The organism is Pseudomonas sp. ArH3a (genome assembly GCF_022648765.1).
Lineage (GTDB): Bacteria > Pseudomonadota > Gammaproteobacteria > Pseudomonadales > Pseudomonadaceae > Aquipseudomonas.
This window is the reverse complement of sequence record NZ_CP080330.1, coordinates 6,408,667-6,423,693: the sequence shown is the minus strand read 5'-3', so window position 1 is coordinate 6,423,693 and position 15,027 is coordinate 6,408,667. Positions and strand designations below refer to the sequence as shown.

The 15,027-nt window shown below is 61.0% G+C and carries 13 protein-coding genes; 5 read left to right on the top strand and 8 right to left on the bottom strand.

All coding sequences use genetic code 11. From position 1 onward, the window contains the following. Position 1 precedes the first annotated feature (1 nt). On the bottom strand, positions 2–679 hold the full coding sequence (locus K0P33_RS29650) for an anti-sigma factor (RefSeq protein ID WP_242153096.1): 678 nt from the start codon (positions 677–679) through the stop codon (positions 2–4). After that, entirely contained in the window at positions 676–1,302 is a 627-nt protein-coding gene (locus tag K0P33_RS29645; protein ID WP_242153093.1) for a sigma-70 family RNA polymerase sigma factor, read from the bottom strand. Before K0P33_RS29645 ends, K0P33_RS29650 begins: the two co-directional genes overlap by 4 nt. A gap of 151 nt (positions 1,303–1,453) precedes the next feature. On the opposite strand from K0P33_RS29645, the gene K0P33_RS29640 reads away from it, so the two are divergent. Beyond that, positions 1,454–2,026 carry a DUF2780 domain-containing protein gene (locus K0P33_RS29640; protein ID WP_242153090.1) on the top strand — a complete coding sequence of 191 codons (573 nt, stop codon included), beginning with the start codon at positions 1,454–1,456 and terminating at the stop codon, positions 2,024–2,026. On the opposite strand, the gene K0P33_RS29635 is transcribed toward K0P33_RS29640, so the two are convergent. Beyond that, positions 2,023–2,922, bottom strand: coding sequence for an acyltransferase (locus tag K0P33_RS29635; RefSeq protein ID WP_094949503.1), 900 nt, complete (start codon positions 2,920–2,922; stop codon positions 2,023–2,025). The two genes, K0P33_RS29640 and K0P33_RS29635, sit on opposite strands and share 4 nt — an antisense overlap. Before the next feature lie 291 nt (positions 2,923–3,213). Between K0P33_RS29635 and K0P33_RS29630 the strand changes: the two genes are divergently transcribed. Genes K0P33_RS29630 through creD form a run of 4 tightly spaced genes read left to right on the top strand, consistent with a single transcriptional unit; the run spans position 3,214 to position 7,244 of the window. Further along, positions 3,214–3,714: an ATP-dependent zinc protease gene (locus K0P33_RS29630; RefSeq protein ID WP_094949502.1), complete on the top strand. Its 501-nt coding sequence runs from the start codon at positions 3,214–3,216 to the stop codon at positions 3,712–3,714. 9 nt (positions 3,715–3,723) lie between these two features. Further along, entirely contained in the window at positions 3,724–4,392 is a 669-nt protein-coding gene (gene creB, locus K0P33_RS29625; protein WP_094949501.1) for a two-component system response regulator CreB, read from the top strand. Continuing rightward, complete coding sequence (creC, locus tag K0P33_RS29620; RefSeq protein WP_242153087.1) at positions 4,392–5,831, top strand: two-component system sensor histidine kinase CreC; 1,440 nt, start codon at positions 4,392–4,394, stop codon at positions 5,829–5,831. Before creB ends, creC begins: the two co-directional genes overlap by 1 nt. 51 nt (positions 5,832–5,882) lie before the next feature. After that, positions 5,883–7,244 carry a cell envelope integrity protein CreD gene (gene creD / locus K0P33_RS29615; protein ID WP_242153084.1) on the top strand — a complete coding sequence of 454 codons (1,362 nt, stop codon included), beginning with the start codon at positions 5,883–5,885 and terminating at the stop codon, positions 7,242–7,244. A gap of 129 nt (positions 7,245–7,373) precedes the next feature. Here the strand turns inward: creD and K0P33_RS29610 are convergent, their stop codons facing one another. The 5 genes from K0P33_RS29610 to K0P33_RS29590 all read right to left on the bottom strand — a co-directional run bounded on the left by K0P33_RS29610 (position 7,374) and on the right by K0P33_RS29590 (position 14,906). Next, positions 7,374–8,003: a glutathione S-transferase gene (locus tag K0P33_RS29610; protein WP_094949498.1), complete on the bottom strand. Its 630-nt coding sequence runs from the start codon at positions 8,001–8,003 to the stop codon at positions 7,374–7,376. Positions 8,004–8,159: 156 nt separating this feature from the next. Continuing rightward, on the bottom strand, positions 8,160–8,342 hold the full coding sequence (locus K0P33_RS29605) for a hypothetical protein (protein WP_094949497.1): 183 nt from the start codon (positions 8,340–8,342) through the stop codon (positions 8,160–8,162). Further along, entirely contained in the window at positions 8,339–9,442 is a 1,104-nt protein-coding gene (locus K0P33_RS29600) for a PepSY-associated TM helix domain-containing protein (RefSeq protein ID WP_242153081.1), read from the bottom strand. Before K0P33_RS29600 ends, K0P33_RS29605 begins: the two co-directional genes overlap by 4 nt. Before the next feature lie 62 nt (positions 9,443–9,504). Next, a complete protein-coding gene (locus K0P33_RS29595) occupies positions 9,505–11,934 on the bottom strand; it encodes a TonB-dependent siderophore receptor (protein WP_242153077.1) in 2,430 nt (809 codons plus the stop codon). A gap of 146 nt (positions 11,935–12,080) precedes the next feature. Then, positions 12,081–14,906: an acyltransferase domain-containing protein gene (locus tag K0P33_RS29590; RefSeq protein ID WP_242153074.1), complete on the bottom strand. Its 2,826-nt coding sequence runs from the start codon at positions 14,904–14,906 to the stop codon at positions 12,081–12,083. Between the last annotated feature and the right edge of the window lie 121 nt (positions 14,907–15,027).

Genomic DNA, 15,027 nt, shown 5'->3' with positions numbered 1-15,027 from the left:
GTCAGCGAGAGGCCAGTGCGCCTTGATAGAGCACCGGTCCGGTGGGTTGGCCTGTCGGCGAGCCGCCTGCAGGCTCCAGGCTGACGGCGAGGGTCAGCGGTGCGGCCAACAATGCTTGCTGTTCCTTGCTCAACTGGATTCGGCCTTTACCCGAGCTGGGCACCAACCCCAGAGAAATCGGTTTGCCGCCGGCCGCAATGGCCCACAGTTCCAGTGCACGCGTCGGCTCAACCGCCGCCAACGTCAACGGCTCAACTTGCAGGTGATCCCCAAATGCCTGGATCTGCAACGCCGGTTGTTGGTTAGCCGCGATCAGCGTGGCGTTGTACTCGGCGCCGATATCACGCTGATAAAGCACACCCACCAGCACTGCGACGACCACCGCGCAGGCAGCCGCTAGCACACGAAAGCTCATCCAGAACGGTTTCTTCGCCGGCACATGCAGCACCTGCGGCTCGATACGTGCCTTGATACCTGCCCACACGTGATCGGGCACCGGCCGCTCGGGCAGGGCGCCGGTCAGGCTGGCGAGCGCATCCTGCCAATGACCGAGTTCGACGCGCAGTGCGGCGTCTTCCACTAACAGGGCGTCGAAACGTCGACGCGCCGTGGCTGGCATTAGCCCGATGGCGTAATCGGCGGCTAGGGCTCGGCGCAGGGCGGTGGTTTGGTAGTTCATGATTCAAGGCACCTGCGCAGGCGCTCTATGCCGCGGCGAATCCAGGATTTGACCGAGCCCAAAGGCGCCGCCAAATGTTCGGCTAACTCCGAGCACGACAGGCCTTGGAAGTAAGCCACGGTGACTGATTGGCGCTGCATGCCGTCGAGCGTGTCGAGGCAGCGGTTGAGGGCGCGCGCTTCGCGTTCGTTGTTGAGTTGCTCGTGGGCGCTGGGGCTGTCGTCGAGCAGGGCGTCCTGCTGGCCGTCGGCCAAGGGCTGTTCGCGGTGTTTGCGCAATTGGTCGATGGCCAGGTTGCGGGTGATGTTGACCATCCATGTCATGGGCGCCGCCAGGTGTGCTTCGTAGCGTGAGGCGTTGTACCAGATACGCACGAAGGCTTCCTGCAGTACCTCTTCGGCCAGGTCGGCGCGGCCCATGAAGCGCAATGCAACACCGTGAAGACGTGGCGAAACGCTGCGGTAAAGGGTTTCGAACGCCTGGCGGTTGCCCAGGGCACACTGGGCCAGCAAGGGCCGCAATAGATCAGCATCGTTGATGGAAATAGGGCTTCTCCAGGCTCTCGAACGAGGGCGACGGGACTGCGCACGGTAGGCAGAGGGTAGACCAGCTTGAGCATTCATTCCATCCAACTCCGGGCGGCGCATGTTCGATATACGCGCGGGCGGGTGATTTGGATGCAGCTTTTTCTGAACTAATCTCTAGGTGGGAACATTCCTTCTGGACCGTCAGTCCAACGCCTGCTTTTAGCTCCTACATTCAGAGGTTGTCTTGATGAAGATTTCACGCGGTTTTGCCCTGTCCTGCCTGATGACCGTGGCTGCCAGCCCGGTATTTGCCGCAGGTTTCAGCCTCGGTGACGTGGCCAATGCCGTCTCCGGCGCTCAGGGCAGCAATAACAAGGCGGCTGCCGCAGCGCCGAGTTCCCAGACCGCCGGCCTGCTGAGCGCCCTGACGTCGCAACTGAACGTCACCCCCGAACAAGCCGTCGGCGGCACCGGCGCCATGCTGGGGCTGGCCAAAAACAAACTGAGCGGCACCGATTATTCGCAACTGGGCAAGAGCGTGCCCGGCTTGGATCAACTGTCGGGGAGCAACTCCCTGGGCAGCCTTGGCGCCTTGAGCGGGATGCTCGGCCAGAGCGGCGGCAGCAAGACCAGCGGCCTGGACGGCTTGCTGGGTAACGTCAAGAACACCAGCGACCTGAACACCGCGTTCAGCGCGCTGGGCATGGATAACAGCATGATCGGCAAGTTTGCGCCGGTGATCCTGCAATACCTGGGTGGTCAGGGCGCCAACGAGTCGGTGCTGGGCAAACTGGCCTCGGCCTGGGGCACTGGCAGCTAAATACGTTCCGCGCGCAGTTGAGCGATGCGCGCGTCCTTCTCCCTCCAGAGCTGGTTCACCCAGTTCTGGACGGTCTGGCGAAAGGCCGGATCATTCTCGTAATCGCCCTGCCACAACGCCGGGTCCAGCTCGCGGGTGCGGATATCAATGATCACTTTTGGCACCGCGCCGCTGATCAAATCCCAGAACCCCGGAATCTTTTGCTGCTGCTTTTGAGATGGATAGACCACGGTCACATCAAGCACCGCGTCCAGCTGTTCCCCCATCGCCGCCAACACAAACGCCACGCCGCCCGCCTTGGGCTTGAGCAACCGGGCAAACGGCGACGCCTGCTGCTTGTGTTTGGCCGCGCTGAACCGCGTGCCTTCCAAGTAATTGACCACCGTCACCGGCTGGCGCTTGAACAGCTCGCAGGCCTCTTTGGTGATTTTCAGGTCCTGGCCTGCCAGTTCCGGGTGCTTGGCCAGGAATGCCTTGGTGTAGCGCTTCATGAACGGGTAATCCAGCGCCCACCAGGCCAGGCCGAGGAAGGGCACCCAGATCAGCTCCTTTTTCAGGAAGAATTTGAAAAACGGCGTGCGCCGGTTGAGCGCCTGGATCAGGGCCGGAATGTCGACCCAGGATTGGTGGTTGCTGATCACCAGATAGGACGTGTCACCGCGCAGGTCGCCGCCGCCGCGGATCTCCCATTGGGTTGGGATGCACAGCGAAAAGATCAGCTTGTCGATTTCTGCCCAGGTTTCGGCGATCCACATCACCGCCCAGGAGGCATAGTCGCGATAGCGACCGGGGGCCACCAGCTTGAGCAGGGCAAACACCATCAACGGGCCGAACAGCACCAGGGTGTTGAGCAATAACAGCAGTGTGACGAAACAGCCGGTGAGCAGGCGGCGCATAAGTAACTCTTGGAATCCTGTGGGCGGGCCATGATAAGCAAGCTGAGTCTAGAGGCCAAATCGCAAATCGCCGCACGAATGTTTCACAATGTGAAGGCTATGCTGATCGTTCCCACGCTCTGCGTGGGAATGCCGCCAGTGACGCTCTGCGCCAAGCCTTTAAAAGCAGACGCAGAGCGTCCAAAGCTGCATCCCCACGCAGAGCGTGGGAACGAGCTGCTGATGGCGGGGCTAACTAAGTGCTGCTTTTGCGGTCTAGAATCCGCCTACTTCTTTCGAGGAAATCACTTCGTGAAATTGCTCCTTGCTGCGTTCGCCCTGGTGGCTCTGCCGGTCATGGCTGCCGAACCGACCCTCTACGGTCGCTACGAATACATCCAGCTGCCGGAGATCGGCGAAACCTTCAAGGCCAAGATGGACACCGGCGCACTGACGGCTTCGCTGTCGGCCCGTGACATCGAGACCTTCACCCGCGATGGCGACGACTGGGTGCGCTTCCGCCTCGGCGGCAAGGACACCACCAACAAGGTCTACGAACACAAAGTCTCGCGCATCAGCAAGATCAAGAGCCGCGCCGACGAAGATGAGGACAAGGACGAAGCCACCGTGGCCAAGCGCCCGGTCATCGACCTGGAGATGTGCCTGGGCAACGTCAAACGCACCGTGGAGGTCAACCTCACCGACCGCAGCAGCTTCAACTACCCGCTGCTGATCGGCGCCAAAGCTCTGCGTGAATTCGGCGCAGCGGTAAACCCGGCACGTCGTTACACTGCTGACAAACCGGACTGCTGACGGACCCACATGCCGCATATCCTGATTGTCGAAGACGAAGCGGCGATAGCCGACACGCTGATTTTCGCCCTGCAAGGCGAAGGCTTTACCACCACCTGGCTGAGCCTCGGCCAGGAGGCGCTGGCCCACCAACGCCAGACGCCGGCGGACCTGATCATTCTCGACATCGGCCTGCCCGACATCAGCGGCTTTGAAACCTGCAAGCAATTGCGCCGTTTCAGCGAAGTGCCGGTGATGTTCCTCAGTGCGCGGGATGCTGAGATTGACCGGGTGGTGGGCCTGGAGATCGGCGCCGACGATTACGTGGTCAAACCGTTCAGCCCACGGGAAGTGGCGGCGCGGGTCAGGGCGATCCTTAAGCGCGTCGGCCCAGGTGTTGCGCCCAGCGTGTTTCAGGTGGACCTGGAGCGCATGCAGATCCATTATCGCGGCCAGCCTTTGAGCCTGACCCGTCATGAGTTCCGTCTGTTGCAAAGCCTGCTCGAGCAACCCGAGCGCGTATTCAGCCGCGAGCAATTGCTCGATGCGGTGGGCGTGCCCGCCGACGCTGGCTACGAGCGCAATATCGACAGCCATATCAAAAGCCTGCGCAGCAAACTGCGTAGCGTGGCCGCCGATGCCGAGCCGATCCAGACCCATCGTGGCCTGGGCTACAGCTATAGCCCGAGCCACAGCTGATGCGCCTGGGGCTGCGGATTTTCCTGGTGTACGCGCTGTTTATCGGCCTGACCGGCTACTTCGTGCTCAACACGGTGATGAAGGAAATCCGCCCCGGCGTGCGCCAGTCCACCGAAGAAACCCTGGTGGATACCGCCAACCTGCTGGCTGAAATCCTGCGGCTGGACGTCAAGAACGGCACCCTTGGCCAGAGCCACTGGCCAGAGTTGCTCAAGGCCTATGGCAACCGCCAACCGGGCGCGACCATCTGGGGCCTGCCGAAAAACCAGGTCAACCACCGTATCTACGTGACCGACGCCAAGGGCATCGTGTTGCTCGACTCGACGGGCGAAGCGGTGGGCCAGGACTACTCCAAGTGGAACGACGTGTACCTGACCCTGCGCGGTGAGTACGGCGCCCGTTCGACCAAAAGCGAACTGGATGACCCCAACTCGTCGGTGATGCACGTGGGCGCGCCGATCCGCGACAACGGCCAGATCATCGGCGTAGTCACTGTGGCCAAGCCCAACAGCTCGTTGCAGCCCTATGTCGACCGCACCGAGCATCGCCTGCTGTGGTACGGCGCAGGGTTGGTGATTCTCGGCCTGCTGCTCGGCGCGCTGTTGTCCTGGTGGCTGAGCGGTGCGCTGCACCGGCTCACGGCGTATGCGCAGGCCGTTAGCGAAGGCCGGCGTGCCGAGTTGCCGCATTATCGTGGCGGCGAGCTCAAGCAACTGTCCACCGCTGTGGAGCACATGCGCACGCAGCTGGAAGGCAAGGCCTACGTCGAGCATTACGTGCACACCCTGACCCACGAATTGAAAAGCCCGCTGGCGGCGATTCGTGGCGCGGCGGAGTTGTTGCAGGGTGACATGACCCGCGAGCAGCAGCAGCGTTTCGTCGGCAATATCGACAGTGAAAGTGCGCGCTTGCAGCAGTTGATCGAGCGCCTGCTAAACCTGGCCCAAGTGGAACAGCGCCAGGGGTTGGAAGAACAAATCAGCATGCCGTTGGCCGCCTTGGTCGACGAGGTGCTCAAGGCCCAATGCGCGCGAATCGAAGGCGCCGGTTTACACATCGAACAGGCGATTACCGCGGATGTGAAAGTGTTCGGCGAGCCTTTCCTGCTGCGCCAGGCCTTGGGCAATCTGCTGGATAACGCCCTGGACTTCACGCCACCCGGTGGCACGTTGAGGTTCAGTGCGCACACCCAGCACAACGACGTGCAGGTGAGCCTGTTCAACCAGGCCGCGCCGATTCCCGACTACGCCTTGCCGCGCCTGAGTGAGCGTTTTTACTCCCTGCCACGCCCGACCAGCGGGCGCAAAAGCACCGGCCTTGGCCTCAACTTTGTCGAAGAAGTGGTGAAACTGCACGGCGGCGCCCTGCAGATCGGCAATGTGCAAGGCGGCGTGCAAGTGGTGCTGCATCTCCACACAGTCTCCACATTGCCCACATAAATCTCCCATACGCGCGGTTCACGCTCTGCCCATCAAAACAGGGAGAGACCCATGAACCGCAGCTTGCTTTTCAAACTTGGCGCGATTGCGCTGCTGATCCTGCTGTTGCTGATTCCGTTGCTGATGATCAACGGCATCATCAGCGACCGCCAGCAGATGCGCGATGGCGTATTGATGGACATCGCCCGCAGCTCAAGCTACAGCCAGCGCCTCACTGGCCCGGTGATGGTAGTGCCCTATCGCAAGACCGTCCGTGAGTGGAAGCTCAATGAAAAGCTCAACGAACGCTACGAGCAAGTCAGTGAAGTGCGCGGTCGTCTGTATTTCTTGCCGGAGCAGTTTGAACTCGACGGCAAGGTGCAAACCGAGCTGCGCTCGCGGGGCATTTACCAGGCGCGGCTGTTCCATGCAGACAACCGCATCAGTGGGCGTTTTGAGCTGCCTGCGCAGTTGGGCATCACGGAAAACTTTGCCGATTATCGTTTTGAGCCGGCGTATTTGGCGGTGGGTATCAGTGACATTCGCGGCATCGAAAATGCGCTGAAGCTGGAACTCGGCAGCCAACGCCTGGAGTTTGCGCCCGGCTCTCAAGTGGCCTGGCTGGGCGAGGGCGTGCACGTGATGCTGCCCGAGCAAGACAGCAGAAAACCAGCCCCGTTTGACTTCGCCTTTGACCTGCGCCTGCAAGGCACCGAGCAGATGCAAGTGGTGCCGGTGGGCAAGACCAGCCAGGTGAAACTGGCGTCGAACTGGCCGCACCCAAGCTTTGTCGGCAACTTTTTGCCAGCTCAGCGTGAGGTCACGGCTCAAGGCTTTAGCGCCCATTGGCAGACCACGTTCTTCGCCACCAACCTGGAAGAAACCCTGCGCGGCTGCGAGTGGGACAAGGTGTGTGACGACTTCAACAGCCGCAGCTTCGGCGTGCGCTTTATCGACCCGGTGGACCAGTACCTCAAGAGCGACCGCGCGATCAAATATGCGCTGCTGTTTATCGCCCTGACGTTCGCCGGCTTCTTTCTGTTCGAGGTGCTCAAGAACCTGGCGGTGCACCCGATTCAATACGCGTTGGTGGGCTTTGCCTTGGCGTTCTTTTACCTGCTGTTGTTGTCGTTGTCCGAGCACATTGGCTTTGGCCTGGCGTACCTGTTGTCGGCGAGTGCCTGTGTGTTGTTGATTGGGTTTTACGTGTGCCATGTGCTGCGCAGCATCGCCCATGGCCTGGGCTTTTCGGCAGGGTTGGCGGCGTTGTATGGCTTGTTGTACGGGCTGTTGAGCGCCGAGGATTACGCGCTGCTGATGGGCTCGCTGTTGCTGTTCGGCCTGCTGGGCACGGTGATGGTGCTGACGCGCAAGCTGGATTGGTATGGCGTGGGCAAGCGCAAGGTGCAGTTTGATCTGGAGGAGGTGCAATGATCGGGTTGCGCGAAGATCAGCAGGTGAGGGCGCAGCTGATAGGCAAAATTAACGCGCTGTTTTTTGTGGTAAATGGGCTCCCTGTGGCGAGCCCGCTTGCCACAGGTAGCGGGCTTGCCTCAAGGCAGGCTAGACCGGCGGCTGGGTCTCAAACATCGACGGCCGCTGGCTGACCTCGGCGTACCAATCGGCAAGCTTGGGGTTAGCCGTGCGCCATTGCAGGTCAGGGTGGCGGAAGTCCAGGTAACCCAGCGCGCAGGCCACGCTGATGGAGGCGATGTCGAAGCGGCTGGCCAGCTCGGCAATCGCCTCTTTCTCCAACTCGGCGACGGCGCGGCGGATTTTGTTGCGCTGCTCATCGAGCCATTGGGCCCAGTGCTTTTCTGCCGGGCGCATGGCGGTTTCGTAACGCACCAGCACGGCGGCATCCATGATGCCGTCGGCCATCGAGGCTAGGGTCAGGCGGCGCCACCGGGCGGAACCGTCGCGCGGTATCAGCGGGTTGCCGACATGCTGGTGGTCCAGGTAGTCGAGGATCACCCGGCTGTCGTGCAGCACCGAACCGTCGGCCAGGCGCAGGGCCGGGATCTTGCCCACGGGGTTTTCGCGAGCCAGCTGCGCATCCGGGTTGACCGGCGTCGGCATGCAGCCGTGCAGCGCCACACGGTCCTGCTGGCCGGTCTCGATCAGCAGCACGCGGACTTTGCGAACAAAGGGTGAGGCCGGGTTGTGAAACAAGGTCATGCTGGGCGCGGACATGGGCATTCCTCGAAATGGGCAGTGGCTAGCCTAGTGGGTTGCTCGGTGGCTGGCGAGTGGTGGGTGGGTGTTTTTGGCGGTCTCATCGCAGGCAAGCCAGCTCCCACAAGGGGAATGCATTTCAAGGTGGGAGCTGGCTTGCCTGCGATAGCGCCCTCAGCCGCGCCGCTTAAATAACGCCCAAACACCAATGACAGCAGGAACCCCCAACCCCACCCAACTGAGCGAATCCCACAGCCCATCCCCCAGCAACGCGGCAAACAACCCGGCCGCGCTGAGCACGCCAATCCCCAGCGGTATGCCAAACACCTTCCAGAAATTCGACTGGCGCGGCTTCATACCTGGGCCGCCTTGCGCCGCACGATCCACAGGTACACGCCGCTGCCCAGCATGATGATGGTCAGCACATCCAACAGCGCCCAGAGGATCTTCATCGGCATGCCGCCGTAGTCACCGAAGTGCAACGGCTGGGACATGCCCATGGCGTCCATGTACCACGGCCGCTCGGCGATAGCGGTGACGGCCAGGGTGCTGGCGTCGATCAGCACCGGCGTGAGCAAGTGCGAGGTCAGGTGCGTGCTGCCCTTCATGAACACCGCGTAATGGTGCTCACTGGAAAAGCGCGTGCCGGGGAAGGCGATAAAGTCTGGCTGCATGCCGGGCGCGGCCTTGGCGGCGATGCTCAGCAGCTCGGTAGCCGGTGCACGCAAGGTCAGCGGCGGCGCGTTTTTGTACGGTTCGATCATGGCGCTGAGGCTGTCCTGGCGCCACGCGGCGATGATCAGGTCGGCGCAGGCACTGATTACGCCGGTCACGCCCACCACCAGCGCCCAGGTCAGTGTGACCACGCCGATCAGGTTGTGCAGGTCAAGCCAGCGCAGGCGAGTGGATTTGTCCTGGCGCACAGTGGCGAACTTCACGCGGCGCATGAACGGCAGGTACAGCACCGTGCCGGAAACAATCGCCACCACAAACAGAAGGCCCATGAACGCCAACAGCAACTTGCCCGGCAGGCCGGCAAACATGTCCACATGCAGGCGCAGCAGGAACAGCGTCAGCCCGCCATTGGCCGCCGGCGTTTCCACGGCTTCGCCAGTGCGCGCATCGAGCATGAAGGTGTGGGACGCGTTGGGTTCGGTGCCGGCCGTCGCGGCCATGATCGCGATCACGCCGTTCTTGTCGTCCTCGTCCCACGCCAGGTATTGCATCGCCTCACCCGGGCGATGCGCCTGGGCTTTGGCCACCAGTTGCTCAAGGTTCAGCTGTGGGGTGTTGGCAGGCATCTGCTGGAGTTCGGGCTCGTTGCCCAGCAGGTGATCGATCTCGTGATGAAACACCAACGGCAGGCCGGTGAGGGCGAGCAGCAGCAGGAACGCCGTGCAGATCAGGCTGGTCCAGGTGTGGATGAAGGACCAGTGGCGGATGGTTTTGCTTTTCATTTTCGAACCTTCAGACACACCAAAGCCGCCCCGAAGGACGGCCTGGTTATTAACTCAGCCGATTACCACTGGTAGGTGGCGCTGGCGACTACGCTGCGTTGGTCGCCGAAGTAGCAGTAGGAAGCATCACAGGTGGAAATGTAGTCCTTGTTGAACAGGTTAGTGGCGTTGAGTTTCAACGAGGCACCTTTGAGGCTGCTGTCGAGGCTGCCCAGATCGTAATGCACGGCACCGTCGAACACGGTGTAGGCATTTGCTTTACCCAGCCATGTGTTGGCCTGGTCGCCATAGGTGTTGCCGGTGTAGCGGGCACCAAAGCCGATGCCGAAACCATCGAGTACACCGTTGTGCCAGGTGTAGTCGGTCCACAGGGAGGCTTGCTGGTTTGGCATCAACTGCAGGCGGTTGCCCTTGAAGCTGCCTTTTTGCACTTCGGATTTTGCCAGCGTGTACGCGGCGATCACTTTGAGGTTTTCGGTGACGTCGGATACGGCTTCCAGCTCCAGTCCTTTGACTTTCACTTCGCCGGTTTGGTCGGTGACAGACTGGCCGCCTGCGCCGGTGCTAGAGACAAGCACGTTTTTCTGAGTCAGGTCATACACCGCCGCACTCAGCAAAGTGTTTGAGCCGGGCGGCTGGTATTTGATCCCCAGTTCCCATTGCTTGCCTTCGGTGGGCTTGTACGACTTGAGCGGGTCAACACTGGCATTGCTGGCGGGCTGGAAAGATTCGGCGTAGGACAGGTATGGCACAAAGCCCGAGTCGAACACGTAGCTCAGTGCCGCGTTGCCACTGAAGTTTTTGCTGCGGTCGGTATTGGTCGCGTCGTTCTTGTTGAAGTAGGTCGTGCCTTGATGCACCCAGTCTTCACGCCCGCCGAGGGTCAGGCGCCATTTGTCCAAAGCCATCTGGTCTTGCACATAGAGGCCGGTCTGTATCGTCTTCTGGTTATAGTCGTAGTAAGCATCGGCGCGTGCCGGACGCACTACCGGTGTTGTGTTGACGGGGTTGAAGATGTTGACGCGCCCAGCGCCACCATAGATCGACAGGTAAGAAGTGTCGGTGCGCTGGTGGTCCAGGCCCAGTAGCAGAGTATGGGTGACATCACCGGTCGAGAAGTCGGCTTGGAAATTGTTGTCGACCGCGAATTGGCCGATGTTCTCGTCCACGTTGGTCGAGGTGCGGTCGATATTGCCCGCTGCATCAACCGGATAATAGCCGAAGGCGCCCACGGTCAGTTGCTGGAATGACAGCTCGGACTTGGTATAGCGCAGGTTCTGCTTGAACTGCCAGGTATCGTTGAAACGATGCTCGAAGGCATAGCCCAGCGCGTAGTAGGTGCGGTCGTAGAACTCGTAATCCGGGTCGCCCAGGTTTTTGTGGTGCGAGACTTTGCCCAGCGCAGAGTCGATTTTGGTACCCACAATCGGCAAGAACTGACTGGTGGCACCCGTATCGTCACGGGTGAACTGCGACAGGAAAGTCAGCTTGGTGTCGGTATCAATATTCCAGGTCAGGCTCGGCGCGATGTTATAGCGCTTGTTGTCGATGTGATCGACCTGGGTGTCGGCATCGCGCACTACGCCGCTGATGCCATACAGGAACTGGCCTTCATCATCGATTTTGCCGGTGCTGGCAAAGTTGATCTGGCGGTAGTTGTCACTGCCGTATTGCAGCTGGATAGCATGGCTCGATTCCTCGTTGGGGCGGCGGCTGACCATGTCCAGCAGGCCGCCCGGTGGCGTCTGACCGTAGACCGACGAAGCCGGGCCGCGCAGCAGGGCGAGACGATCGAGGTTCCAGGTTTCGGCTTTTGGGTTGGCATACACACCGCGTGGCAGTGGCAGGCCGTCAAGGAACTGCGTGGGTTCGAAACCGCGCACGCGCATCCAGTCGTAACGGGTGTCGCTGCCGTAGCTGGAAGATACGATGCCGGGCATATATTTAACCGCGTCATCGAGGTTCTGGACGTTGCGGTCCTGCATCTGCTGGCGGGTGGCGACGGAGATCGAGCGCGGCGCTTCAACCAGTGCTGTATCGGTCTTGGTGCCCGCTGCGGTGCGTGTCGCCAGATAGCCAGTCACCGGCCCCCATGCACTTTCAGTGTTGCCTTGAGCAATGATGCTGGTCTCGGCCAATGCAACCACCCCGTCAGGAATCGCAACCAGGGAATAAGTCCCCGCGCTGCTTTGCTCCAACTGCAACCCAGTCCCCCGCAACGCTTCCCGCAACGCGCCTTGCGCATCGAATGGGCCCTTGACCGGTGCCGAGGTCTTGCCCGATGCCAGCGAAGGATTAAGCGTCAACGCAAGACCGGCTTGGCTGGCGATCTGGTTCAGGGTGCTGGCCAATGGGGCCGCCGGCAGGTTGTACGCGCGCACGCTGGAAGCCTGTTCGGCGGCGATCAGCGCGGTGCTGGCCAGCGGGGCGCTAAGGGCAATGGCCACGGCCAACAGGCTGGGGCGCAACAAGGTGTCTAGCGTGCGGGACATAGGACGGCTCCTGAATGGAAACATTTCTCAATTGCCTAGGTGCCGAGCGAGAATCAAAAAGTGATAGGGCCAAGCGAAAATAAATCTGTGAATGCTCACAACTGTTCGAACTGCATGGCCCTCAGGGCTCAGGATAGCGGGGGTTCTCAGCCGACGGCCCACTGCAGTTTGTCGGCCAGTGCTTCAGGGTAATCGTCGACATTGGAGATCGCAGCGCGCGTGGCTTCGCCATGGCCGAAGGTTTCGATCAGCAGCTCGACGTGTGTGGTCAGGAAATCGCTCAACGTATCAAGCCGTTGCTCAAGCGCGCGGTAGCGGGCAATGTCCATGAGGCCTTCGCTGATGAACCAGGCCGCGTGTTTGTTCAGGTACTCCAACACGTAAAGGCCGCACAGCGCGCTTGCCAGTTCCTTGGCCAGCCCTTGGGCCAGTGAGTCGCCGGCCCGGACTGCGCTCTCGATGGCCAGGCGGTGGGCATAGGCCTCACCCGCGCGGGCAACGATCATCAATTGCGAGTTCCAGATCTGCATGTCGTCTTCTCCCTCGCCACGGTGCTGGGCAACATGGTCGGCAACCTGCTTGAGCAAGCGGTACTCCAAGGTGTGAGCCATGGCCAGCCAATACTCGGCATCATCCAGCTTGCCTTGTGGGTCTGGCGGGGTGGGTTCGCTCAAGGGCTGGCCGATCAAGACCTTGGCCGCGTCCAGCAGGATCATGCGGTTATTGCCACCGGCATCCTGATAGATCTTGGCCATGCCTTCGTAGTCGGCGAAGCGATTGAGGTTAAGCGCACCGGCCACCCCGCAGCGCAAGCGGCATTCTGTCGCCAGTGCTTCGGCGGCGGGGGCGCAGAGCGCTTTGGTCAGCGCCAGGGTCTGGCTGATGGCGGCCCACGGTGTCCACGTCACATCGCCTGTGCCGGTAGCTTGCAGCGACGCCTGACTGGCCGTGCCTTCAATCCACAGGCGCGCGGAGTCATTGGCAAAGCATTTCATGACATACGCGGTGGCCAGGCAACCGAACAGCGCGCGGCGTTGAGTGCGAAACGCCAGCAGGCTGGTGCCGTTGCCGATGCGCGCCTGCGTGGTGCGGCGGTTGGCATGGGTCAGGGCCAGGGTGGAACAAGCCAGCATCACCGAGCTCAAGCCGACACCGACCATTGCCCATACATTTTTGGGCGCGAACAGTGAGCGAATCAGGCGTCGGTCGGTGCTGCCCAGCGGGTCGTGGAACTGGTTGGATGCGCTGATCGAGGCGCCATCGCGAAGCCACGCATCGAAGGGCAGACGCACGTGATCAAAGCTTGCCAGGCCGTAATCCAGTGGCACTGCACGAATTTCTGTCGGTGACGACATTGAAATACCCGGGCGCGGGCCCTGGGCATCACTCATTGGCAGCACAAAAGCGAATACGCCACAGTGCTGGCCTTGCACGATGACTTGGGCAAACACCACGCCGACCTTGTTCAGGTTATTGATACCCACGTTGGCGAATTTCAAGGCCGCCTTGTTTGGCGTATTCAGCACAAAGGTACGCGTGTCGGCGTCGAAGGTTGCCTCGACACACGCGCCCATATGGGAGTTGCTGTGCCCTATCTCGGTCAGTGCGTAAACCCCCAGGGTTTCGCCAGCCTCCAGTTCGCGGCGCCACGTTGCCGCATGAGGGTGATCCTGCTCGAACGCCAGGAGTGTGCCGATGCATAGCCCCTGCTGAATCACGCATCCCATGAACAACGAGGGGTCACTAATCGCCGCATGGCTGGCCACGGCCATCAACAGTTGCGGTTGTTTGAACGCGTGAATGCCTTCGGGCAGCTGGCGCATCAAATGTTGCAAGCGCTGGTAGGTCTGTCGATGCCCGTCGTGGAAGCTCTGGTTGGCGCGGGGATGGAGCTGCCGGTCGCTGAAAATCCTGGCCATTTGCGCGTGTGCCTGAGCGTCGACGGGGCCATTGGCCAACTCACGCAAAGCCGCGACCGCGGCCTGTTCAGTCGGCGCTTTGAGCAACAAGTGGTGCAGGGTTTCGATGGGTTCTGCAAGCGGTGCGTACGTCTGTGCAGGTGGCAAGCTCTTGCGTATGCACATCGACATGCCGCTGTTCACCCCGAGGTCGATAAACACGGTGTGTTCGTCGGTCGGCAGTTGCGCCAGTGTGTGGGGCAGGTTGGTCGGTTGCGTGACGCCCCGGGTAAACATTTCATGCAGGTCGTCCGTGGCCTCATAGCGACGTCCCAGCACGGTTGAGTAGATCGGTGTGTTGAAGGGTTTGGCTGTCAGCGGTTGTAGGTTCTCGAGGAGGCGCCGGGCAACTTCCTGGTGATGGGGGTAGTGTGAGGCGTAGGCGATCGCGACCGGCCGCAAAGGATGCGCGCTGTCGTCATGGTGGGCAAGCAGGTGTTCAAGGTCTGCCGTCTCGCCGCTGATGATGCATTGTGCCGGCGCGTTGACGGAGCCCAGCACCAGGTTCGACGCGGGGAAACGGTCCAGCAGTGCTTGAGTGGCCTGCGCTGAAAGGTTGATCAGCAGCATGGTGCCTCGTCCCTCTTCGGCGCGGTAGGCGTCGTTGAGAGCACAGACCGCGCGGGCGCCCTGGGCAATGTCGAGCACTCCGGCACAGACCCTGGCCGCAATTTCGCCGAAGCTTTGCGCCAGGATCAACGTCGGACGAACACCTGCATCCTCAAGCAACTGATTGAGCACCACGGCCGCGCCATACAGCGCCAACTGCGCGATGCCGGAAGGCAGAGGGAGCCTGTGATCCCGGGTCAGCAGTACTTGCGTTACAAGCCCAGGTTTTGGCTCGGGTTCGTACTGCGCAGCCTCGTTTTCGATAATTGCCAGAAGGGTGTCAATTCGGTGCCTGGTTTCAGGAACGCATTGATACAACTCGGTCAGCGCACCACAAGGATCGCTGCCTTGGCCGGGAAACGCGAAGACGTAGCTCTGACGTGAGATGTTTAGTTGGGTTGACATGGAACCATCCTCGTTAGCCTAACAGGGAACGCTTTTACCAGCGTCATGCTGGAAAAAACGAAGGCTCATTGGATGGCAAAAGAGGGTGGTGCGGATCTGTGAGATATGACAGTTCTTTGGA